Source organism: Rothia sp. LK2492 (assembly GCF_040946345.1).
Classification (GTDB): domain Bacteria; phylum Actinomycetota; class Actinomycetes; order Actinomycetales; family Micrococcaceae; genus Rothia; species Rothia endophytica.
Window position 1 is genome coordinate 367,756 of the sequence record NZ_JAYWLX010000002.1, and the last position, 23,020, is coordinate 390,775.

19 protein-coding genes are annotated in these 23,020 nt (G+C 56.0%); 13 read left to right on the top strand and 6 right to left on the bottom strand.

Annotation, left to right across the window (positions count from 1 at the left end; genetic code table 11):
• The first annotated feature begins 22 nt into the window (after positions 1-22).
• The 6 genes from argC to VVR27_RS03870 all read left to right on the top strand — a co-directional run bounded on the left by argC (position 23) and on the right by VVR27_RS03870 (position 6,120).
• On the top strand, positions 23-1,069 hold the full coding sequence (gene argC / locus VVR27_RS03845) for an N-acetyl-gamma-glutamyl-phosphate reductase (RefSeq protein ID WP_368547134.1): 1,047 nt from the start codon (positions 23-25) through the stop codon (positions 1,067-1,069).
• Positions 1,066-2,280 (top strand): bifunctional glutamate N-acetyltransferase/amino-acid acetyltransferase ArgJ, encoded by a 1,215-nt coding sequence (argJ, locus tag VVR27_RS03850; protein WP_368547135.1) that lies wholly within the window; start codon positions 1,066-1,068, stop codon positions 2,278-2,280. Before argC ends, argJ begins: the two co-directional genes overlap by 4 nt.
• A 31-nt stretch (positions 2,281-2,311) precedes the next feature.
• Positions 2,312-3,322 (top strand): acetylglutamate kinase, encoded by a 1,011-nt coding sequence (gene argB / locus VVR27_RS03855; RefSeq protein ID WP_368547136.1) that lies wholly within the window; start codon positions 2,312-2,314, stop codon positions 3,320-3,322.
• 22 nt (positions 3,323-3,344) lie between these two features.
• Positions 3,345-4,562: an acetylornithine transaminase gene (locus VVR27_RS03860; RefSeq protein WP_368547137.1), complete on the top strand. Its 1,218-nt coding sequence runs from the start codon at positions 3,345-3,347 to the stop codon at positions 4,560-4,562.
• A gap of 107 nt (positions 4,563-4,669) precedes the next feature.
• Entirely contained in the window at positions 4,670-5,629 is a 960-nt protein-coding gene (argF, locus tag VVR27_RS03865) for an ornithine carbamoyltransferase (RefSeq protein WP_368547138.1), read from the top strand.
• Between the two features lie 11 nt (positions 5,630-5,640).
• Positions 5,641-6,120 (top strand): arginine repressor, encoded by a 480-nt coding sequence (locus tag VVR27_RS03870; protein ID WP_368547139.1) that lies wholly within the window; start codon positions 5,641-5,643, stop codon positions 6,118-6,120.
• A 72-nt stretch (positions 6,121-6,192) separates the two neighbouring features.
• Here VVR27_RS03870 and VVR27_RS03875 read toward each other — a convergent pair whose 3' ends face one another.
• Entirely contained in the window at positions 6,193-6,582 is a 390-nt protein-coding gene (locus VVR27_RS03875; protein WP_368547140.1) for an ankyrin repeat domain-containing protein, read from the bottom strand.
• Between the two features lie 147 nt (positions 6,583-6,729).
• Here VVR27_RS03875 and VVR27_RS03880 point away from each other — a divergent pair, with 147 nt between their 5' ends.
• Positions 6,730-8,289, top strand: a complete 1,560-nt coding sequence (locus VVR27_RS03880) for an AMP-binding protein (protein ID WP_368547141.1) — start codon at positions 6,730-6,732, stop codon at positions 8,287-8,289.
• Positions 8,290-8,319: 30 nt separating this feature from the next.
• Here the strand turns inward: VVR27_RS03880 and VVR27_RS03885 are convergent, their stop codons facing one another.
• The 5 genes from VVR27_RS03885 to VVR27_RS03905 all read right to left on the bottom strand — a co-directional run bounded on the left by VVR27_RS03885 (position 8,320) and on the right by VVR27_RS03905 (position 13,809).
• Positions 8,320-9,558 (bottom strand): glycerate kinase, encoded by a 1,239-nt coding sequence (locus VVR27_RS03885; RefSeq protein WP_368547142.1) that lies wholly within the window; start codon positions 9,556-9,558, stop codon positions 8,320-8,322.
• 108 nt (positions 9,559-9,666) lie between these two features.
• Positions 9,667-11,184 carry an SLC13 family permease gene (locus VVR27_RS03890; RefSeq protein WP_368547143.1) on the bottom strand — a complete coding sequence of 506 codons (1,518 nt, stop codon included), beginning with the start codon at positions 11,182-11,184 and terminating at the stop codon, positions 9,667-9,669.
• Positions 11,181-11,846 (bottom strand): response regulator transcription factor, encoded by a 666-nt coding sequence (locus tag VVR27_RS03895; protein ID WP_368547144.1) that lies wholly within the window; start codon positions 11,844-11,846, stop codon positions 11,181-11,183. The genes VVR27_RS03890 and VVR27_RS03895 overlap by 4 nt, the downstream gene beginning before the upstream one ends.
• A 3-nt stretch (positions 11,847-11,849) precedes the next feature.
• On the bottom strand, positions 11,850-13,436 hold the full coding sequence (locus tag VVR27_RS03900) for a sensor histidine kinase (protein WP_368547145.1): 1,587 nt from the start codon (positions 13,434-13,436) through the stop codon (positions 11,850-11,852).
• A complete protein-coding gene (locus VVR27_RS03905; RefSeq protein ID WP_368547146.1) occupies positions 13,411-13,809 on the bottom strand; it encodes a hypothetical protein in 399 nt (132 codons plus the stop codon). The genes VVR27_RS03900 and VVR27_RS03905 overlap by 26 nt, the downstream gene beginning before the upstream one ends.
• A 225-nt stretch (positions 13,810-14,034) precedes the next feature.
• Between VVR27_RS03905 and VVR27_RS03910 the strand changes: the two genes are divergently transcribed.
• The 6 genes from VVR27_RS03910 (at position 14,035) to tyrS (ending at position 22,765) form a co-directional block, all read left to right on the top strand.
• Entirely contained in the window at positions 14,035-15,237 is a 1,203-nt protein-coding gene (locus VVR27_RS03910; protein WP_251380867.1) for an argininosuccinate synthase, read from the top strand.
• 122 nt (positions 15,238-15,359) lie between these two features.
• A complete protein-coding gene (gene argH, locus VVR27_RS03915; RefSeq protein ID WP_368547147.1) occupies positions 15,360-16,802 on the top strand; it encodes an argininosuccinate lyase in 1,443 nt (480 codons plus the stop codon).
• 77 nt (positions 16,803-16,879) lie between these two features.
• A complete protein-coding gene (locus VVR27_RS03920; protein ID WP_368547148.1) occupies positions 16,880-18,208 on the top strand; it encodes a DUF2254 domain-containing protein in 1,329 nt (442 codons plus the stop codon).
• Positions 18,209-18,310: 102 nt separating this feature from the next.
• Positions 18,311-18,862, top strand: a complete 552-nt coding sequence (locus tag VVR27_RS03925; protein WP_368547149.1) for an adenine phosphoribosyltransferase — start codon at positions 18,311-18,313, stop codon at positions 18,860-18,862.
• A 195-nt stretch (positions 18,863-19,057) separates the two neighbouring features.
• Positions 19,058-21,346: an AAA family ATPase gene (locus tag VVR27_RS03930; protein ID WP_368547150.1), complete on the top strand. Its 2,289-nt coding sequence runs from the start codon at positions 19,058-19,060 to the stop codon at positions 21,344-21,346.
• 114 nt (positions 21,347-21,460) lie between these two features.
• Positions 21,461-22,765: a tyrosine--tRNA ligase gene (tyrS, locus tag VVR27_RS03935; protein WP_368547151.1), complete on the top strand. Its 1,305-nt coding sequence runs from the start codon at positions 21,461-21,463 to the stop codon at positions 22,763-22,765.
• Positions 22,766-23,020: the final 255 nt, after the last annotated feature.

The window sequence follows — 23,020 nt, forward strand, 5'->3', positions numbered from 1 at the left end:
AAAAAAATGCAAAGATGGTGTCATGACGATTACAGTAGCTGTTTCTGGAGCCACCGGCTATGCCGGTGGCGAGGTCCTGCGTTTGCTGGCAACCCACCCCCACGTGGAGGTTAAGACGGTTGCCGCTCATTCTTCGGCTGGGCAGAAGTTGGGGGATCTTGCTCCCCACCTGCGAAAGTACTCACACCTGACGATTGCTGATACCACCGCTGAAGCTTTGGCGGGGCACGACGTTGTTTTCCTTGCCTTGCCGCACGGGGCCAGTGCCGAGGTTGCCGCCCAGTTACCTGAAGGCACTCTGGTCATTGATGCCGGTGCCGACCACCGCTTAGACGACGCGGAGGCTTGGCAGAAATTTTACGGCACTGACCACGCAGGTACCTGGCCGTATGGGCTGCCAGAGTTCCCAACGTCTGCAGGGCAGAAACAGCGCGAACAGCTGCAGGGCGTAAGTCGTATCGCTGTGCCTGGCTGCTACCCCACATCTTCCATTCTTGCGCTGGCTCCCGGTTTTGCTGCCGGTCTTTTAGAGCCTCAGGACGTTGTCATTGTGGCTGCATCCGGCACCAGCGGGGCAGGTAAAAGCCTCAAACCTCACCTGCTCTCGGCAGAAGTTATGGGCTCCATGAGCCCCTACGGGGTGGGCGGGGCACACCGTCATACCCCTGAGATTGAAGAGAAACTTTCTGCAGCAGCGGGAGAGCGGGTGCAGATTTCTTTCACACCTACTCTTGTCCCCATGCCGCGAGGAATCCTGGCAACCTGTACAGCGCGGGTCAAGCCAGGTGTTACCGAGGCCCAGCTGCGCGATGCCTGGGGTAAAGCCTATGAAGGTGAGCGCTTTGTGCACCTGCTTCCGGAGGGGCAGTGGCCCAGCACCAAGAGCGTGCAGGGGTCTAATCACGCTGAAATGCAACTGGCTTTCGATGCGCACGCTGGGCGGGTCATTGTTACTAGCGTTATCGATAATTTGACCAAAGGCACCGCTGGTGGTGCCATTCAATCCATGAATATTGCTTTGGGTCTGCCCGAATTCGAGGGCCTTGAGCAGGAAGGGCTGGCGCCGTGACCGATTTGAAGCACCATGTTGAGGGTATCGAAAGTAGCGGGGTTACCTACCCTGCTGGCTTCAGAGCTGCCGGTGTAGCCGCCGGGATTTCCAGTGTCACCGGTAAACGCGATGTTGCCCTAGTGGTCAATGAAGGGGCGCAGAAGAACGCTGCCGCAGTTTTTACCACCAATAAGTTCGCTGCGGCGCCCGTGCTCTGGAGCCAGCAGGTGATTACCGACGGGCGGGTCGACGCTGTGCTACTCAACTCAGGCGGGGCTAACGCCTGCACCGGTGCCCCCGGTTTTCGGGACACCCATGCCAGCGCCGAGCAAGTTGCAGAGGTTCTGGGTGTTTCAGCCGGGGATGTCCTGGTGTGTTCAACCGGGCTGATTGGTCAGCGTCTACCCATGGATAAGTTGGGTGCCGGTATTAGCGAAGTTGCGGCTTCGCTGGGTGCTGGTGCGGCGTCCTGCCAGGAGTCTGCACAGGCGATTATGACCACTGATACCGTGCACAAACTGGCCGGGCAAGAGCTTACGGCAGCTGGTGGCACTTACCGTATCGGCGGTATGGCCAAGGGAGCTGGCATGCTAGCACCCGGGTTGGCAACTATGCTGGTGGTCCTGACCACCGATGCTGCCCTCACCAGCCAGCAGCTTGATACCGCGCTGCGCGAGGCCGTCCGCTTGAGCTTCAACCGGGCTGACTCCGATGGGTGTATGTCCACCAACGACACCGTGGCGCTACTGGCGTCCGGGGAATCTGGTGTTACCCCCGACCCGCAAGATTTTACCCAGGCACTGACCGCTATCTGCCAGGACCTCGCCCTTCAGCTGATTGGAGACGCCGAGGGAGCCAGCCATGATATTCATGTGCGTACCCTGGGGGCAGCTACCGAAGCTGAGGCTGAGGAAGTCTCCCGGGCAGTTTCCCGCTCAAACCTCTTTAAGACGGCGATTTTTGGTAATGACCCCAACTGGGGCCGCATCCTCTCTGAGGTGGGCACCACCAGTGCGCATTTTGAGCCCGAAAACGTGAATGTCACCATCAACGGTGTTATGGTCTGCCGGGCCGGGGGTATCGGTGAAGACCGTTCCCTGGTCGATTTGACCACTGACCGCAGGGTCACCGTAGACATCGATTTGGCGGCAGGGGAGCACCAGGCAACGATCTGGACCAATGACTTGACCCACGACTACGTCCACGAAAACAGCGCTTACTCCAGCTAACATCTCCCCACCAACGGCTTAGAAAGAAGACATGGCACAGCATAACAACGCCGCCGCACGTTTTGATACGGCGCAGGAAAAAGCTAAAACCCTGACCGAAGCCTTGCCCTGGATTCAGCAGTTCCGGGGCAAGATCATGGTTTTCAAGTACGGCGGGAACGCTATGATTTCTGAGGATCTGCGCGCAGCTTTTGCTGAAGATATGGTTTTTCTACGGACCATCGGCATTTGCCCGGTGGTAGTACACGGTGGCGGACCGCAGATTACTGCCATGCTGGGCAAGCTGGGAATTGAGAGCGAGTTCCGGGGCGGTCTGCGCTACACCACACCTGAGGCAATGGACGTGGTGCGCATGGTACTGACCGGTCAAGTGGCTCGCGAGCTGGTGAGCCACATCAACCGTCACGGCCCTTTTGCTGTTGCGATGAGCGGTGAGGACGGCGGGCTGCTGCGTGCTCGACGCATCACAGCTCAGGTCGACGGGGTTGAGACCGACCTGGGGCTGGTGGGTGAAGTGGTTGGAGTTAACACCACGGCCATTACTTCCATGATTGAAGCTGGGAAAATCCCGGTGATTTCATCGATTGCCCCCGAGGTACATGACAGCCAGAAACACCCGGACCATCATCACGGTCTGGCAGGTCTCACCGGTGAAATCCTCAACGTGAACGCAGATACAGCGGCGGCCGCCGTGGCCGCTGCGCTGGGTGCTGAGAAGCTGGTGGTGCTGACCGACGTTGAAGGGCTTTATGCCAACTGGCCTGACCGTAGCTCTCTGATTAGTTCCCTCACGGTCAGCGAACTGCGGGAGATGATGCCCTGCCTCGTTTCTGGCATGATTCCCAAGATGGGTGCCTGCTTACAAGCCGTAGAACAGGGGGTGCCGCGAGCATCGATTGTTGATGGTCGCCTACCGCACTCGCCTCTGCTTGAGATTTTCACCGATACTGGCATCGGCACCCAGCTCACCCCGGACGGCCTGGCTGAGGGCGCCTGGAAGCACCCAGAAGCTGACTACCGGGTACAACCGGTGACCTACTAGAGCCTGAAGAAAAGAGATAAACGTGAGTCAGCAAAACTATCTTGAAACCTATTCCACCGACCTCTTGGGTGTCTTTGGTGACCCCAGCCTGGTGCTGGTCCGCGGTGAGGGCTCGCGCGTCTGGGATGCAGACAGCAAGCCCTACCTTGACCTGCTCGGCGGTATTGCCGTAAACGCTCTGGGCCATGCCCATCCCGCATGGGTGAAGGCGGTGGGGGAGCAAGCTGCTACGCTGGCCCATGTTTCTAATTTTTTTACCACCCCGCAGCAGGTGGCGCTAGCCCATAAACTGCGTGGTCTGCTGGGGGCTGAGGACGCCCGTGTTTTCTTTTGCAACTCCGGTACCGAAGCGAATGAGGCGGCCTACAAGCTAGCTCGCCGCCACGGCAATCTCCATGGCAAGGGAACCATACTGGCGCTGGAGCAGGGGTTTCACGGTAGGACCATCGGAGCTTTAAGCCTGACCCACAAGCCCGCCTACCGGCAGCCTTTCGAGCCTCTGCCCACCGGCATCCAGCATATCCCTGCCACCCTGGAGGCTCTAGAAGAACACTTCACCGATGACGTCGCGGCGCTGATTGTTGAGCCCATTCAGGGTGAAGCTGGGGTGCTGCCTCTACCTGAAGGTTATCTAGGACGAGCCCGTGAGCTGACGCGCCAGCATAATGCCTTACTTATTGTTGATGAGGTGCAAACCGGAATGGGCCGTACCGGCCGCTGGTTTGAGCACTCCCGCGAGCTAGGCGCCGATGAACTCCCCGATGCCATTACTCTAGCCAAGGGGCTGGGCGGAGGTTTTCCGGTGGGTGCCATGATGGTAGTTGGCGCTAAGAATGGCGCAACTCTACAGGCAGGCATGCACGGAACGACTTTTGGCGGTAACCCTCTAGCCACCGCAGCGGCGCTCGCCACCCTGGAAACCATTGAGGCAGAAGGCCTGTTAGAACACGCTGACAATATGGGAAGCTATCTGCGACAGCAACTGGGGCAGCTAACCGGTATCCAAACAACCCGCGGGGCCGGGCTGCTTATCGGCATTGTTCTAGAAGATGCAAAGACAGACGCCGGAGCTCCGCTCGCCCCCGCCTTTGTAGTGGCTGCGAGAGAAGCTGGTTTCATCGTCAATGCTCCCAATGAGAATACCGTGCGTCTGGCTCCAGCCCTGACTCTGAGCCACGAAGAAGCTGATGAGTTCATCGCTGCCTTCCCCCACATTCTTGCCCAGGCCCTCCAGTCGTAGTGGCCGGGGCGCCGCGCCCAAACTCACTATTCATCAAGCGAATAAATATTAAGAATTATGCATATAATCGTTGGGGTGCACTCGTAGCCCCAGTAAAGGAGACCATCGTGGTACGTCATTTTCTCAAAGACACCGATCTCACCCCCGCCGAACAGGCTCGTGTGCTGGACCTTGCCGCTGAGATGAAGGCAGACCGCTTTGGTTTTGCCCCTCTCGCTGGGCCACAGACCGCAGCGGTAATCTTCGATAAGACTTCTACTCGCACCCGTTTTTCCTTTCATACCGGTATCGCAGAACTGGGCGGTAACCCCCTCATTGTGAACCCGGGTGAAGCACAAATCGGGCATAAAGAAAGCGTTTCAGACACGGCTAAAGTCATTAGCCGAATGGTCTCAACAATTATCTGGCGTACCTTTGAACACCGCGGTCTTGAAGAAATGGCGCAGCACTCTACCGTGCCGGTCATCAACGCCCTTTCCGATGACTACCACCCCTGCCAGATTCTTGCTGATCTACTCACGATCCGTGAGCACCTGGGGGAGTTGGCGGGTAAAACCATGGTCTACCTGGGGGATGCTGCCAACAACATGGCTAACTCCTACCTCCTGGGGGGAGCCACCGCCGGCATGCATGTACGCGTAGCTGGCCCGTCCAGCTACCTGCCCGCCCCTGAGGTGGTAGCAGAAGCAGAAGCTCGCGCCCAGCAAACCGGCGGGTCAATCCTGGTTACCACCGACCCCGCAGAAGCACTCGCCGGGGCGGACGTAGTTATTACCGATACCTGGGTTTCCATGGGCCAGGAAGACCAAAAAGAGGCCCGCGCCAAGGTCTTCAAGCCCTACACCGTAGATACCGCAGCGATGGCTCAGGCAGCTGAGCACGCTATCTTCTTACACTGCCTGCCAGCCTATCGCGGCTTCGAAGTGACCGCAGAAGTTATTGACGGGCCTGCTTCGGTTGTCTTTGACGAGGCAGAAAACCGCCTTCACGCTCAGAAAGCTCTCATGGCCTTCCTCCTGGCAGAATCTGGCCTAGCTGCCAACTACCGCGCAGCTCTTACCCACTAGAAAGAACATCAATGGCAATTCCTCCCACCAAAACTGCCCGCCAGGCTCGCATTATTGAGTTACTGCAAACCCACCGAGTGCGCTCGCAGGCTGACCTGGCGCAACTGCTCACCGATGACGGTCTCAAAGTTACTCAAGCCACTCTCAGTCGCGATCTAGTTGAAATTGGTGCTGAGCGGGTACGCGATGAAAAATCTGGGCTAATCTACGCAGTGCCCAACCACCCTGTGCGTCGCAGCGCCCAGGACGGCCCGGACGCTCGACTGGTTGGGCTTTTCAAGGAGTTGCTGGTGACAGCTGAGGCCTCAGCCAACCTGGTGATACTGCGTACCCCGCCCGGGGCGGCGCAGTTCCTGGCATCGGCCATCGACCAGGCTGGCCTTGAACCGTTGCTGGGGTCCATTGCCGGTGATGATACGGTCATGGTTATTACCCGCGACCCCCTTGGGGGTGAAGCGGTAGCTGAACTATTCCTCAGCTGGGCCGCGTAGGAATCCATCAATCCAAGCAGGCTTTGACCCTGCCCACTCGTCTCTCACGTCTATTCCCTGGTGGTGAAAGGGTTAGCTGAAGAGCTTTTGCATATCGTCAAGCTCAAAGAACTGGGCCACCTGGGCTGGTGTTTGGGTACCCAGGGTTTCGTCCGCTCCGGCGTCCAAGAGCATGCGAGCGATGGGGAGGTTATTGCGGAAGACAGCGCAGACCAAGGCAGTTTGCCCTCGGTCGTTGATCCGATCCAAATCAGCGCCTTCGTTGATAAGAATCTGTAACAGGTCGGTGTGCTGATGGTAGGCAGCAAGAATGAGCAGAGTATCGCCCTTGGCGTTGGTGAGGTCAACGGGAACGCCTTGGTCGAAGAGTGACTTGAGAGCTACCGGCTTATTGTACCGGGCTAAATCGAAGACTGAGTTAAGGAATTCGTGTTCTGTCTCGGTGAGGACGTTATCTGTCATGCCTATACTTTGGCAGATAGCTTCACCCTGCGCAAACCTGTCGGTACTTTTCTGACAGGTTCTCCCATCGTGCTGACGTGTTCACAAGGCTTCATCCACACTTTATGGGAAGATGTTGTACCAAGCAGGCTAGCTAACCGAAAGGGCATGATGATTCAGTCTTTGACCTCTAAACCTACCGAGCAGAGTAATCTCTGTTTTTTGCTGACCCGTCAGGCATCTTCGCGCGACCTGGCCTTGCAGTGGGAAGGCGGGCAGCTCACCTATCAAGAGCTGGTGGATAAAATTGACGTTGCTCGCCAATGGCTGGGTGATAGGGGAGTAGGCCACGGTGATCGTGTGGCTCTTGCCTTGCCCAATGTGCCTCAGATGGTAGCTCTTTACTATGCCACGCTTGCTCTGGGCGCCATTGCTGTGCCTCTGCATCCGCTTTTGTCAGCTCGTGAGGTCCAATACCAGGTGCAGGACGCCGGCGCTCGGCTGCTGCTGGTTTGGGCCGGTACCCGGGTAGCGGGTGAATTGGCTGACCTTGATATGACAGCGGTTAATGCGGGTCTTAGTGCTGTTGAGGTTATTGATGGCAGTGTAATTTTTGAGGGGAAAGCAGAAACGCACTTTAGGCCCTGCGCTGTCGAAGCTGATGCTCCTGCCGTCCTGCTCTACACCTCTGGTACAACCGGCCAGCCTAAGGGGGCAACCCTAAGCCACGCCAATATGCTTTCTAACGCGCGTTCCTGTGCTCAAGTTTTTGGTTTTGAACCAACAGATACCATCTTCGGCGGGCTTCCCCTCTTCCACGCTTTTGGGCAAACCGTATCGATGAATGCTGTGTTTGCTGCTGGAGCCAGCATTGCCCTGCTACCCCGTTTTACTCCCCAGGGTGCTGCGGCTTTATGTGCAGATACTGGGGTCACTGTTTTTGCGGCGGTGCCCTCCATGTACAGCGCTATAGCTAACTACCTGGAAACAGATACTGCACTTGCGGATCATCTGAGGGGCTCTCTACGGTTCGGTATTTCTGGAGGGGCAGCCTTGCCCTCCTCTGTACACGCTGATATTGACCGCTTAGTTAACTTTCCCGTCTATGAAGGGTACGGGCTGAGTGAAACCTCCCCGGTAGTATCTTTTAATCAGGCTGAATTTGGTCTTGTCATTGGCTCGGTGGGCCGCCCCCTGCCCGGCGTCCTGGTTGAGGTCCGTGATGAGCAGGGGCATCCGCTCGGCGCAGACCAGCCGGGGCAGCTGTGGGTCAGCGGCCCTAACGTGATGACCGGTTACTGGCAGAACCCTGATGCTAACGAGGCGGTATTTGACGGTGACTGGTTCGCAACGGGGGACGTGGCCAGATTAGATAGCCAGGGCAATATTTATATTGTGGACCGTCTCAAGGACATGATTCTGCGCAATGGTAATAGCGTCTACCCTCGCGAAATTGAGGATGTTCTCTACACTCACCCACAGGTCAGCTTGGCTGCTGTGGTGGGTAAGGCGGACCTGCAGGTGGGTGAAGAGATTGTGGCCGTTATTGTGCCCCGCACTGCGAATTTGACCGAGGCTGAAGGTGAGGAGCTGGTTGCTGAACTTGATCACCTATGCCGTCAGCAACTCGCTTCCTACAAGTATCCCCGGAGTTTCCTTCTGCGTGCAGAGCTACCGCTTGGTCCCACCGGTAAGATTCTCAAGCGGCAGCTAGCGGCCTCACTGTAGAAATCCTGCCAATCTTCCAGTGACGTGGTCTTAGGCGGCTGCCTTCAGGTTTCGGTTCTGCATGGAAGCACTCAGTGATGCCCCCAGGAGAATCATACGAAAACAGCGCTCGGTGGAATTGGTGAGCAGCTCTTCACCATTTTCTAGGGCATCATCTAGTCCCATGGGCAGGGGCATGATGCTGGCAAAAGCGTCAATACCAGCATCGTGAACCCGGTAGGCTTTCTCTCCGATGGATCCGGCGAGGGCAAGCACGGGGACTCCCGCGGCCTGCGCTCGAGCGGCAATTTCTGCAGGAACCTTGCCCTTGGGCGTCTGATAATCGATAGCACCTTCTGCGGTGACCACCAGATCAGCCTGTTGAATTTCTGTAGTGACGCTGAGGCCGGCCAACCCGGAATCAATGAGAGCCTCAAAGCGTGGGGTAAGTTCGGCTCCAATCAGGGCTAGTCCAGCACCTAAGCCTCCTGAAGCACCGGTGCCTGCTCCCGTATGAAAATCAGTGGATACTCTACCGCCGGTCATCTCACTCTGGGTGCTCTCAAGAAGGTTGGCCCAGTGAGTTAGCGCCTGATCTAGCTCTTCGACCTGCTGAGGGGTGGCGCCCTTTTGGGGGCCGAAGACGCGAGCTACCCCCTTGGGCCCGGTCAAGATGTTGTGCTGGTTGAGGGCCAGTATAATGCGAACCTGTGAAAGGCGGGGGTGTAAGCCGCTGTAATCTATGCGCTCAGCGTTGCAAAGATTGGCTCCACCAAGCTGCACTTCCTGGCCGTCGGCGTCTAGAATTTTTGCACCTAAGGCAGAAAGGGCACCAGCACCGCCATCTGAGGTCCCTGAATCTCCGCAACCCACCAAAATGGTGTGTACTTCCGGGTTTGAGAGTGCAGCGGCTATTGTTTCTCCTACTCCGTAGGTAGTGGTGGCGCCAGGGTTCCTCATGTCTTTGGGAACCAGGGAGAGACCTGCTGCGGCAGCCATCTCTACCACGGCAATTCCGCGTTGAGAGCCTCCCAAAAGAGCGTAGTGAGAGTTGACGCACTGCCCAACAGGCCCGGTGATCTCAAGCGAAACCAGGGTGCCGCCGGTTGAGGATGCTAGGAGTTTGGCGGTTCCTTCTCCTCCATCGGGGATAGGTAGGACCACGGTATTGACTCCGGGAATAACCCTGCGGATACCTGCTGCGATAGCGTCGGCTACAACATCGGCATCAAGGCTTCCTTTGAAGCCAGAAGGGGCGATGAGGATGCGCTGGGGAATGGACATAATCATGATAGTTCTCCTTATATTGGGGCACCGAGGCATGGTGGGTGCAAGCATCTTAGCTAGTGTTGCCACTAGGTCTTTTAGTGTTTTAAAAATTTCGCTGGGTGGTGCGATTTAGGTGTAGAGAGGCAGACCTAAGAGGGGCCAAATGAAGAAAGAAAAGAGTGCGATAAGTATGGCATGCAGCGGAGCGAGCCAGGCGCTGAGTTTCAGGAGGTCTGCTGGAGTGTAGGTTGGTCTTCCGTCCATGTTGGCAAAGAGAGCAACCGGTTTAGCGCTGGAGGTGAGGGTGTGGCAGAAGCCTGCTGCGGCGGTTGAGATAAAGGCGGCTGCCACTGGATTCACCCCTAACGGCAGCGCCGCTGTGATGATGAGGGGAATAAGCACTGCGCTACGAGCACTTCTGGACTGAATGACCAGGTGAGCTGCAGTTGAAATCAGAATCACCATAAGCACGAAGATGGCTGCTCCGCTAGAGCCCAGTTGACTCACGGGGGCAAAGAGGGATTCAGCCAGCCAGCTTGCCGCACCTGAATCTGCTAGACCGGTTCCGATGGCTAGAGTCGCTGCCATGAAGAGCAACATGGGCCAGGGTGCTTTCTTGAGGGCTGCGCCCAGCTTGATTGAGCTAACCCCCGGAGCGGTGGCCGCCAGGGCGCCCAGTACCGCTACGATCACGGGTGTCAGACCGTGCAGAGTTTCGGTGCACCAGAGAAGTACAGCAACCAAGAGGACCAGGGCAATGTTCCGTTCGGGAGCTGTGAGCGGCCCACGGACCGGGGTATCTGATGCTTGCTCAAAATCAGTAACCGTTACGTCGATGGGGCCCTGCTCCTCTCGAGAAGGACCAAAGAGCCGTAGCACTAGCTCAGTAACGACTAAGGAAGCCAACAGACCTAGACCTGAGCCCAGGATCATCCACTCCAAAAAACCAATGGTTTCCAAACCGTAGGCGGTTAGGATTTCTGAGGTGACCAGGTGGGCGCCAGCACCAATAAAAGATGCTACAGCCGAAACCAGGATACTGGCCGGGGCTAGGATACCCAGAGCTTTTACCAGGGCTGGGCGGTTACCCAAGGCATCCGCCAGGGTCTGGTAGATGGGCAGAGCGAGCGCAGCGCGTCCCGAAGGTGAGGGAACCAGATATACCGTCAGAAAGAGAGCCAGATTGAAAAGGTAGGCGAGCTGCCTGGGGGTCCGAGCTCGGGAAACCAACTGGGCGGTCAACCTGCGGGTGAGGCCGGAGGCAGTGAGCACCTGAGCCATAACCACAGCAGCAACCAGTAGCCACACCGCTGATGTCCCTAAGGACGCGGTGAACCGTTCCGTTGAGATGATACCGGTCAGTACCAGAGCAACAGCGGCTGCCAAAGACACATAGGTATCGGTCAGCGGGCTAAAAACCCATGCCCAGATGGCAATGATAAAGATGCTCAGGGCTAGCGCTCCCTGGAGGCTGAGTGAGGCAGACCCAAAACCAGTCCAGGCTACCGCAGCCACCAGGGTAAGGGCACCAGCTAGAGAGACAACTAGTCGACCAGTGATGAAGCTGCGGTTGACCTGATCCAGAGGAGCGGTCACCGGCAACCTTTCGTCAGGGCATTCTTGAGAGGAATATAGTAGCTTGCTCATACAAATCGGTACCCTGCTCCGCGAACGGTCACAATGTAGTCCTCCCCAATTTTTTTGCGTAGTGCTCTGATATAGACATCAACGATGTTGGAGTTGGGGTCGAAGTCCACACCCCAGACCTGACCCAGTAGCTGTTCGCGCGAGAGCACCTGATTTTTGTGACGCATCAGTGTTTCCAAGAGAGCAAATTCTCGCGTAGTGAGCTCTGCTGACTGTCCCGCTACCGAGACCTGACGGCTCAGAATGTTAAGAACGAGGTCGCGGTGAGTGAGCTGGGAGGTTGGGGTCGTATCATCGGAGGCTGTATCGCGAAGACGTAGCCTAATACGAGCAATCAGCTCAGCGAACTGGAAAGGTTTGGTCATGTAGTCATTTGCCCCGTTCTCCAGACCTTCTAACGTATCGGAGACTGAGTCCCGGGCAGTCAGCATGATAATAGGGGTTTTGAGACCCTCAGCTCTCAGTGCTCGCATGATGGAGAACCCGTCCATGCCGGGAAGACCCACATCGAGGATAATCAGGTCAAAATTTCCCACTTTGGCCAGAGCATAAGCGCTACAGCCCTCATCAATTAATGTGGAGGTATAACCGGCTGATTTCAGCCCCTTAACAATAAAGGACGAGATACGCGGGTCATCTTCAACAATGAGGATGTGGCTCATCGGTTAGCTCTTTTCTGGTTCGTTCTGAGGTGGGTATGTTGCGGTAATCGACTGGGTTTTTTTCGGAGGGTTAGGGGCAGGAACGCTGATGCCAAAGATTGAGCCGGGGCCGTCTTCTGGCGCCGCAATCCATACCCCACCACCGTGGGCTTCTGCTATCGACCGAACGATGGCTAACCCCAGACCGGCTCCCACTGAGTGCTGTTTGGCAGTGGCAGGATTTTTAGCGTTATTGCGTCTGAACCTTTCAAAGAGGATCGATGCATCCTCGGGGCTAACACCCGGGCCACGGTCCTGAACCCATAGCTTCAGTTGCCGCTCACCGTCTTGACCAGAAAATTCCGATCCGATGGTGATTGCGCTTCCACTGGGGCTGTACTGGGCTGCGTTGGCTGCCAGCTGAAGCATCGCCTGAGTAATGCGCTGTTCGTCCAAGCCGACCTCTCCCTCGGCAATATCAGCAATAATCCACCGATGGTTAGCAAAAACCTGAACCTTGGAATCGAGGGAAATCATGAGCTCGGAGACCTCAGTGGGGTGAGGTTGAACGAAGTCTGGGCGTTCAGATTTAGCCAAGGTTAGAAGGTCCGATACGATTCGCCCCATACGCTCTAACTCATCATCCACCAGGAGCAGAGTCTGTTCCTGTTCCTCGGTGCGCTCCATGAGCTCAAGGTGGCCGCGCACAATAGTGATGGGGGTGCGGAGTTCATGGCTGACATCGTCCATGAACTGCCGTTCGGTGAGCGTTGCTTCTTCGAGACGGTCTAGCATCTGGTTGAAAGTATGACTCATTGCTGCCACGTCATCGTCCCCTTTAACCGTTACTCTGCCGCTAAAATTCTTGTCGTTAATGTGCTCGGCTACCTGGCGGAGATTACGGATGGGTTTAGTAATCTGAGTGGCGATGAGCCAGGACACCAAGAGAGTGAAAGCGAGGCCAGCAACGCCAACCCAAATCATGATAAAGACGGTGTGTTGGACCGCATCTAGTTCGGGTTGAATATACTCCAGAACCAGTAGATGGCCTGTTGTTGTGCCTTCATCGGTTTGTAGCTCAACAGCGACCTTGCCCCAATGCACTGGCCCGGCAGGTGTCTGCTCAATTCCTGAGTTGGAGGGGTTTTCCCTGAGCCCGGTGAGTAGAGCCTGATCCTGATGTAGCCGGTACCCGGTGGTTTGAGCGTAATGGTCCTGTTCTTCGAGAAAAATGATCTGGTGAGGGGTTAGACCGATGACTTGTTCCTTGTAGCCTGTGTATTGCCGGGTCACGTACGAGCCCAGCATGTCTTCTAGCGTTTCAAAAGGTCTGGCTGTTTGAGGGTTGACCCCAATCTGTGCAAAGTTTCGGAACTCAGCGATTTCACTTTCGGTGCTGGAATTGGCTCCCCTTCCCACATCGCTAATTAGTATTTCTCGCACGGTAAAGATGAGCCCGGTAATGATGAAGCTGGTGAGCAGAAAAGTCCAGGCGACGATGCGCAGGCGGACTGACCCGCTGCGTTCCGTGCGGGCGGATCTAGCTCGATGTTTTTCTAAGGTAGAGCGCCAGCGGGGCTTGAGGCTAATCATCGTCGTCATCCCAGTCATCGTCATCCCAGTTATCGTCACCATCACTGCCTGGAGAGTATTGCGGAGCAGGTGCTGGAGGTAGGGGCTGTTCAATATAAGCCGGTTCTGGGACTACCGCTGCAGGCGCTGGTGCCACCACTTCTGCTGGCTGCGGCTCTTCTTCTGCAGCGGGTGCCTCTTGCTGACCCGCGTCATCTGCCTGATCGTTATCTGTAGGAGTTGCGGAGACACTGGGCGAAGAGTTTTCTGCCGGGGCGCTTTTGATATCAATTACCACAGGCTCGTCATCAATCTGGGGAGTAGCACTGCTGAAAGAAGTAACGAGGGCTAGGGCAGCGACGATACCGGCCAGCGCAAGAACCAGCAGGCCAAAGGTGTATTTCTTGAACATAATTCCAGTCTGTACGGTCTTTATAAAAGTTTCGTGAGTCCTGCATTAATGTTTTTTAATAAATAACTCTTTTTACAGGTTAGCTCTGGGTAGAGTGGTCTTTGGTCACGGGGCGTAACTGGTGCCTAACGTCCGCATCGTGGCAGTGTTTGAATAATTATGTTTATATGTGCATAATTATTTATAGAGAAGCGGCTTGTCCGCACCACACCATTTAGGAGCATTATGAAAGAGCGTATCGTTCTTGCCTACTCAGGCGGCCTTGACACCTCGGTAGCCATCGGTTGGATTGGCGAAGCCACCGGCGCAGAAGTTATTGCTGTGGCTGTAGATGTAGGCCAGGGCGGCGAGGACCTCGAGACAATTCGTCAGCGTGCCCTCGATTGCGGCGCCGTTGAAGCATACGTTGCAGACGCTCGCGACGAGTTCGCTAACGACTACTGCATGCCTGCTCTCAAAGCTAACGCTCTTTATATGGACGCTTACCCGCTGGTCTCAGCCGTTTCCCGCCCCGTCATCACCAAGCACCTGGTCGCTGCAGCTCAGCAGTTCGGTGCCACCACCGTGGCACACGGCTGCACCGGTAAGGGTAATGACCAGGTTCGTTTTGAGGTTGGTATTCAGACCCTGGGCCCCGAACTCAAGTGCATCGCACCCGTACGCGACCTCGCTCTAACCCGCGAGAAGGCTATCGATTACGCAGAGAAGAACAATCTGCCGATTGCCACCACCAAGAAGAACCCCTTCTCCATCGACCAGAACGTTTGGGGTCGCGCGGTTGAAACCGGCTTCCTAGAAGACATCTGGAACGGCCCCACCAAGGACGTTTACGACTACACCGATGACCCCACCTTTGCTCCCGTGCCGGACACCGCCGTGATTACCTTCAAGGAAGGTATCCCTGTAGCGATTGACGGCCAGGCTGTCACCCCGCTAGAAGCCATCGAAATCATGAACCGCCGTGCAGGTGCCCAGGGCATCGGCCGCATCGACATTGTTGAGGACCGTTTGGTTGGCATCAAGTCCCGCGAAATCTACGAGGCACCCGGTGCCATGGCACTGATCGCAGCCCACAAGGAACTTGAGAATGTCACCATTGAGCGTGAACAGGCTCGCTTCAAGAAGACCGTAGGGCAGCGCTGGACCGAGCTGGTCTATGACGGCCAGTGGTTCTCACCGCTGAAGAAGTCACTAGACGCCTTCATCGAGGACACCCAGAAGATGGTCAACGGCGAAATTCGCCTGGACATGCACGGCGGTCGCGCCGTTGTATCGGGCCGCCGCTCTGATACCGCGCTCTACGACTTCAACCTCGCCACCTACGATGAGGGCGATAGCTTCGACCAGTCACATGCTCGTGGTTTCATCGAGCTCTTTGGCCTGTCCTCCAAGGTTGCTTCAGCCCGCGATCAGCGTCTGGGCCTCTAAAATCCTAGAGTGATTCACCCCGCCGGCCCGGTGCCTTCCCTCCCCAGAAATGAAAGGGTAGGGGGGGCGCCGGGGCGGCTTTTGACTCACACCCCTGCTTTTACCACCGAAAGAGTTGAGATATGTCTGTTGATAAGCACGGCACAAATGACGGCGCTCTCTGGGGCGGACGCTTCGCTGGCGGCCCTTCTGATGCCTTAGCTGCCCTCTCCAAATCAACCCAGTTTGACTGGCGTCTGGCGCCTTATGATATTGCAGGTTCTCGTGCTCACGCCCGCGTGCTAGCTAAGGCCGGCCTGCTGACTGAAGAAGAACTGACAGGCATGATCGCTGCCCTGGACCAGCTAGAAGCAGATGTGCGCAGCGGCGCCTACACTCCGGCTGAGTCCGATGAAGACGTACACGGTTCACTGGAAAAGGGCCTTATCGAACGCGCTGGTGCTGATTTAGGCGGCAAGCTTCGTGCCGGGCGCTCGCGCAACGATCAGATTGCAACCCTCGGTCGTATGTATCTGCGTGATCATGCCTCAATTATCGCTCAGGGCGTGGTAGATACCATTGACGCGCTCATCGCCCAGGCTGAGGAGCACCCCTACGCTCCCATGCCCGGCCGCACCCACCTGCAGCACGCCCAGCCGATTTTGCTCTCTCACCAGCTACTGGCTCATGCGTGGGCCCTGTCCCGCGACTTGGACCGTTTACTGGACTGGGACAAGCGCGCTGCTGTCTCACCCTACGGCTCGGGTGCTCTTGCCGGTTCATCTTTGGGGCTTGACCCTGAAGCTGTGGCCCACGACTTGGGCTTTAGCTCGGCTGTGCATAATTCGATTGATGGCACTGCCTCACGCGACGTCTACGCTGAGTTCGCTTGGATCTGCGCCATGATTTCGGTGGATCTTTCCCGCATCTCAGAAGAGGTTATTCTTTGGGCAACGAAAGAGTTCTCCTTCGTAAAGCTACACGATAGCTTCTCTACCGGCAGCTCGATTATGCCTCAGAAGAAGAACCCTGACATCGCTGAGCTGGCTCGCGGTAAAGCTGGCCGCCTCATCGGTGACCTTACCGGCTTACTGGCAACCCTCAAGGCTCTGCCTCTGGCCTATAACCGTGATTTGCAGGAGGATAAGGAGCCCGTCTTCGATGCTATTGACCAGCTTGAGGTACTTCTACCTGCGGTCTCTGGCATGATTGCCACCCTGACCTTCAACACTGACCGTCTAGCTGAGCTGGCCCCTCAGGGCTTTGCTCTGGCAACCGATATCGCTGAGTGGCTGGTGCGTGAGGGAGTGCCCTTCCGTGTGGCCCACGAGCTGGCCGGAGAAGCGGTGCAGGTGTGCGAAGACAAAGACTGCGAGCTGTGGGATTTGACGGACGAAGAGTACCTAGCAATTTCACCCCACCTACATGCGGGTGTCCGCGAAGTGCTCACCGTTGAAGGGTCTCTGAACTCCCGCAGCGCCCAGGGCGGCACTGCCCCGTCTGCTGTGGCTACTCAGTTAGAAGCGCTCAGGAGTGAGCTAGAACCTGCGCGTGCTTTCGCCGCCCGCCCTCAGATCATCAGCTAATACTTTTGTCTTTCAACGGACTACCCGCGCTACAGTAGTGGGTAGTCCGTTGTTATTTTTACAGTAGAAAAAGAACTATGCACCTTCTCGATAGACTCAGAACCTTCAGGGACTCCTTTGTAATGATTCCAGCCCTGTTCATCACAACGGCAATCGTTCTCTCTTTCGCACTGGTGGCTCTTGACCGCTCTGTAGCCTACGGGCCAGAAGCCACGAGCGTCTTTTTCTTCACCGTAGGGCCAGAAGGTGCCCGCGGCATCCTCTCGGCTATTGCCTCAACGGTGCTCTCCGTAGCAACCATGGCCTTCTCCATTACCATCTCGGTGATGTCTACAGCCAGTAGCTCATTCGGGCCCCGCCTCGTCCGTAACTTCATGTCGGATCGTGGAAACCAAATCGTGCTGGGTACCTTCACATCTACCTTCCTCTATTGCCTGATGGTTATGCGCACCATTCAAAGTGATGACACTGACGTACCGCAAGGATCTTTCGTACCTCACCTGGCTGTTAACTTTTCCATGGTGCTGGCTTTAGCCTGTGTTGCTGTGCTGATTTACTTCATTAACCACATCGCTTCGGGCATTCAAGTCTCCACGATCGCTACTACTGTTCAGCAAAAATATCTCAAGCTCATTGAAAAACGCTTCCACGCTGAAGAGGCCGCAAGCGAAGTCTTTGAAAGCTACAGCGACAATCACCTGCCAGATGCCTTTACCTATCAGGTGCACGCAGAGACAAACGGCTACGTCGTCGATATTGAGCGCCTAACACTGGGCAAAAAACTGGCAAAGAGTATAGCTGGGGTTCACATTTTCGTGTGCCCCGGCGACCACCTGGTCAAAGGCCAGCTCATTGCAACTATCCAGGCACCGCGAGAACTTGATGACCAGCAGGTGGAGCAAATTTCCTCAACTGTGCGTCAGCTCTGCTCAGTGGGGGAGTCGAGAACTGAGTACGATGACATTCGCTTCCTTCAAGACCAAATCGTAGAGCTAGGTGTGCGTGCGCTGTCACCCGGAACAAATGACCCCTTCACGCTTACTAATTCCACCCACGAACTGACTGTGGGGCTCATCCGTGCTGCCCAGGCAGAGCACGCCAAAAACTCCGTCTTTGTGGGTGGCGAACTCAAGGTCCGTTTTGAGCCTGTTGAGGCGAGTGAACTGGTGGATTCAGCCTTCGATAATTTCAGGTCGTATGCTCTAAACCATGAACAGTGCGTGATTGACCTACTGAACATGGCTGGGAAAGTCATTGCCCTGGGTGATAACGAGCCGGCCGTGGCCCGTGCCCGCTGGCACGCGGCCGTCCTGCTGGAATACTTTAGGGCTACTAAACCTCATGATTATTCGCTAGCGCTGGTGACTGACGCCTATGAACGGTATGTGGTAGAGCACCGGTTCTAGTCTGTTTTCGGCGTAAGGGCTGCCAACCCAGACCGCGTATACTAGCTGATGACGTTTTTAGCGCATGAGCGTAACCACTGATGATTGAAGGTGTAACCGTCCATGATTAAGTCCGTTGATTCCTCCCTGCCTCTTGAAGAGCAGATTCCTGCTGCCTGCGCGCAGATTCAGGACTACCCTAAGGAGGGCATCCTCTTCTACGATGTAACCACCCTTTTTGCTAACCCTGAGGTTTTCCGCCGTGCTATGGACGAGCTGGCAGCCCGTTTTGAGGGTCAGTTCGATATCGTGGCTGGCGTTGAGGCGCGCGGTTTTCTCATGGCTTCCGCCTTGGCGTATATTGCCGGAACCGGTGTGATGACCGTGCGTAAGGCGGGAAAGCTGCCTCGCGATACCTATATGAAGGAATACGAGCTGGAGTACGGTTCGGCTGCCATCGAAATTCATAAGGAAGATATCCCTGCAGGCACTCGCGTGCTGCTGGTTGATGATCTGCTGGCAACCGGCGGCACTTTGGAGGCTGCAACCCATCTGATGAAGATGGCTGACCTTGAGGTTGCCGGTATCGGTGTGCTCCTTGAGCTGGACGGCCTCGGTGGCCGCGAGCTTTTAGCCGGTAACCGTGTTGAAGCGCTGGCATTGGTCTCTGAGTAAACCAAGAATTTTTTGTGAAGGGCCGTTGACGGTCCATCATTTTTTCGGCGGGTCCATCCGATGACGGGCACCTCGAATTTTCGTCGACCATTATCTCTGCACCTTCTGAATGCGGCCATCCCGGTGCCCTTTTGCTTTACCCCAAGCCCGGTATAGAATAGAGGGCTTTACTTTTCCGTGATGAAGGGTGCCCTCTTGACTGAGAACACTAACGCTAGCCCCACCCAGACAACGTCTGAAGCCGCTTTTGAGCGGGAACTTGCGGGGGAGCGAGCCTACGTTGGACAGCTTTACCAGCGTCTTGATCAGTTGCGTGAAGCCACCGAGTCTAAGCTGCGCAGCACCCGCAAGAACCAGTCGGCTGGCAACCACCAGAACCGTTCTGAACGCGATGCCTATGCCAGTTTCTACGAAGATCGGTTGGCACAGTACAATGCAGTCGATCACCGCCTTGCCTTCGGACGTCTAGATATGGACGACGACGCTGTGCGCTATGTCGGCAGAATCGGACTTGCCACCGAAGAACACGAACGGCTGCTCATTGATTGGCGTGCCCCGGAGGCAGGCACTTTCTACCAGGCAACCGCTTTCAATCGCCAGGGTGTGCGCCGGCGCCGCCACCTCATGCTAGAGCGCCGTGAGGTGACCGGTTTTGAAGACGATGTGCTCGATTCAGCCATGCTTGATGATGAGGATGCTAGCCTGCACGGTGAAGGTGCTCTGCTGGCAGCACTCAACCGCAAGCGCACCGGTCGCATGGGAGATATCGTGGCCACCATCCAGGCTGAGCAGGACGCCATTATCCGTGCTGACCTTGCGGGGGTTCGCGTCGTCCAGGGTGGCCCCGGTACTGGTAAAACGGCAGTAGCTCTGCACCGCGCCGCCTACTTGCTCTATACCTTCAGAGAACGCCTGAATAATTCGGGTGTTCTGGTAGTCGGTCCTTCATCATCCTTCATGTGGTACATCGAGCGTGTGCTCCCTTCCCTGGGCGAAACCGGCGTTGTGATGTCCTCACTCGCCACTCTCTACCCGGGGCTCCGTGCAGTGCCTGAGACTAATCCGGCAGTCGCCCGCGTTAAGGGTGATTTACGCATGGCTGAGGTTATTAAGAAAGCCGTTGCTGACCGCCAAAAAGTGCCCGCTACTTCCGTTCGTCTGGCCGTCGATTCAATGGATATCACCCTTAGCCCCAAGCTGGTCAAGCACGCCCGTGCCACCGCTCGGTCTACTGGAAAACCCCATAACGAGGCGCGTGAAACCTTCGTCAAGGTTTTACTTAAAGAGCTAACCCGGCAACTCAACGAAAAACTGGATGCCGCCGCTGGGCACGCTGTTGACCGCCCCTACCTAGAAGAAGACGTCCGTAACTCTCTGGATGTCCGCCGTGCCATCAACTTGGCCTGGATGCCCCTGTCCGCTGAGACCTTGGTGCGCTCACTTTTCTCTAAACCTGAGTACCTGGCCTCAGCCACCCAGGGTATTCTGACCGATGCTGAACGTCAGGTATTAGTTCGTTCTGCAGATCAGCCTTTCACCGAGTCCGATGTCCCTCTGCTAGATGAAGCAGCTGAGCTTTTGGGTGACTTTTCTAAGGTCACTGGTGCCGCTGCCGCTCAGCGTGCTGAGGCTGCCCACCAGGCAAACCTAGAGAATGCCCGCAAGGCACTAGAGAACGCTCACCAGCAGTTGGAAGATATCGGTGTGGATGGCGTCATCACCGCTGAGCAAATTGCTGAACTTAACGAAGAAACCGGTGAACGCATGACGGCAGCTCGAGCTGCTAAGAGCGACCGTACTTGGGCCTACGGGCACGTCGTGATCGATGAGGCTCAGGAGCTTTCTGCTATGCAGTGGCGTTTGCTGATGCGCCGTTGCCCCATGAAGTCGTTCACCGTGGTGGGCGATATTGCTCAGGCGTCCAGCGCGGCGGCAGCTTCATCCTGGGCACAGGCTCTAAAGCCTTGTATCGGGGAGCGTTTCCACCTGGATGAGCTGACCGTCAATTACCGCACACCTGCCCAGATTTCGGACGCCGCGGTGTCGGTGGCACGAGCTGCCGGCCTTGAGATCAGCGCCCCTCGAGCGATTCGTGAGGGAAACTGGTCACCGTCCGCTCGCGTGGTGGGGGCAGAAAACCTCATCCCAAGCGTTGTTGCTACCGTGAGCGAAGAGGTTGCTCAGGGCGGGGGAGGGCTCATCGGCGTTATCGTTGCTGATTCCCGTTACCGTGAGGTTGCCTCTGCGATTTCAACTGCTCACCGTGATAACACGGGCACTTCAAAATCTGCCCTTGAACATCAGATTCTGGTGCTCACTCCCTGGGAGGCCAAGGGCTTGGAGTTCGATGTGGTAATTATTGTTGAACCTATGGACCTTATAGAAGCGGCCAATGGCTCGGTGGGCGACCTTTATGTGTCTATGACAAGGCCTACTCAGCGTCTACACCTGATTGCTGGAACCGATCTGCCGGCCGGTCTCTAAAATTCTCACAGAGAGAAAGCTACTGCCTACCGTTACCGCGTGCTTCTGCCCAGCTGGTAACTTTAAGGGCAGTGGCTATTGCTACCACCGTATTCACACTAAACAGGAGTAACCGTGTCTGAAGAGACTCTTGCATCTCAGCACAACGACGATTCCTTCGCCAACGTTTGGCAGGAATTGAAGTGGCGTGGCCTTGTGCACGTCAGCACCGATGAAGAAGCGCTGGAAAAGGCCCTGAGCGAAGAGTCCATCAATTTCTATATCGGCTACGACCCCACTGCTGCCTCCTTGCACCTGGGGCATCTGGTTCAGCTTTTGCTGATGCGTCGCCTGCAGTTAGCTGGACACAACCCCTTCGGTCTAGTCGGCGGTGCTACCGGTCTGATTGGTGACCCCCGTCAGACATCCGAGCGCGTGCTGAACTCACGCGATGTTGTTGAAGGTTGGGTCGATCGCCTGCGTGGTCAGATTGAACGCTTCCTCTCCTTTGAAGGTGAGCACGCAGCTCGCATGGTCAATAACTTGGAATGGACCAGCGAACTGTCAGCCATCGACTTCCTGCGTGAAATCGGTAAGAACTTCCGTGTTGGCACCATGATTAAAAAAGAGATTGTGGCTAAGCGCCTGAACTCAGACGAGGGTATCTCCTACACTGAGTTCTCCTACCAGATCCTTCAGGGCAATGACTTCTTAGAACTCAACCGTCGCTACGGTATTTCCCTGCAGTGCGGTGGCTCAGATCAGTGGGGCAACCTGACTTCAGGTACTGAGCTAGTCCGCAAGGTAGAAGGCACGTCTGTTCATGCTATGGGCACCCCGCTCATCACTAACTCAGATGGCACCAAGTTCGGTAAGTCTGAGGGCAACGCTATTTGGCTAGATCCTGAGATGTGCTCACCTTACGCTTTCTACCAGTTCTGGCTGAACACTGCTGATGCGGACGTCGCTGACCGCCTTAAAGTCTTTACCTTCAAGACTCGTGAGGAAATCGCCCAGCTGCAGAAGTCAGTAGAAGAAGAACCTTTCAAACGTCTTGCCCAGAAGACCTTGGCCTACGATGTTACCTCGCTGGTACACGGCGTAGATGCTACCAAAAAGGTCATTGCTGCATCTGAAGCACTTTTCGGTAAGGGAGATTTCGCTGCGCTTGATGAAGCAACTCTGAAGGCAGCAACCGCTGAGTTGCCTCATGCTGTTTTGAATCAAGATCAGCTGGACATGATTACTGTCCTAACCGAGACCGGCCTGGCAGAGTCTAAGTCTGCAGCTCGCCGAACCCTCAAAGAGGGCGGTGCTGCGATCAACAATGTAAAGGTACAGGGTGAGGACGCCGCCCTGGCAGAGTCCGATCTGCTCTTAGGCAAGTACGCTGTGGTCCGCCGCGGCAAAAAGAACATGGCAATGGTAGAGGTTGCCTAGTACCTTAAAAATTCAATAATCTGAATTTCCGTGGGTGGGAGTGAGCTAGAGCTTGCTCCCACCCACACTTTTTAGAAGAAGTGACCACTGTCAGTGAACTGAATCACGAAAAAGGGTGCTTTTGGGTGCTGAAACCGTGGAGTAGAAAAAATTCTAAAAATATTTCCAGACGTTCAAACCTGTGTTCACTAGTAGATACATAAGTCGGCACTCTCTAAAAGTAGCCTGCTTCACCGCAATAGGGGGTAAATCAGG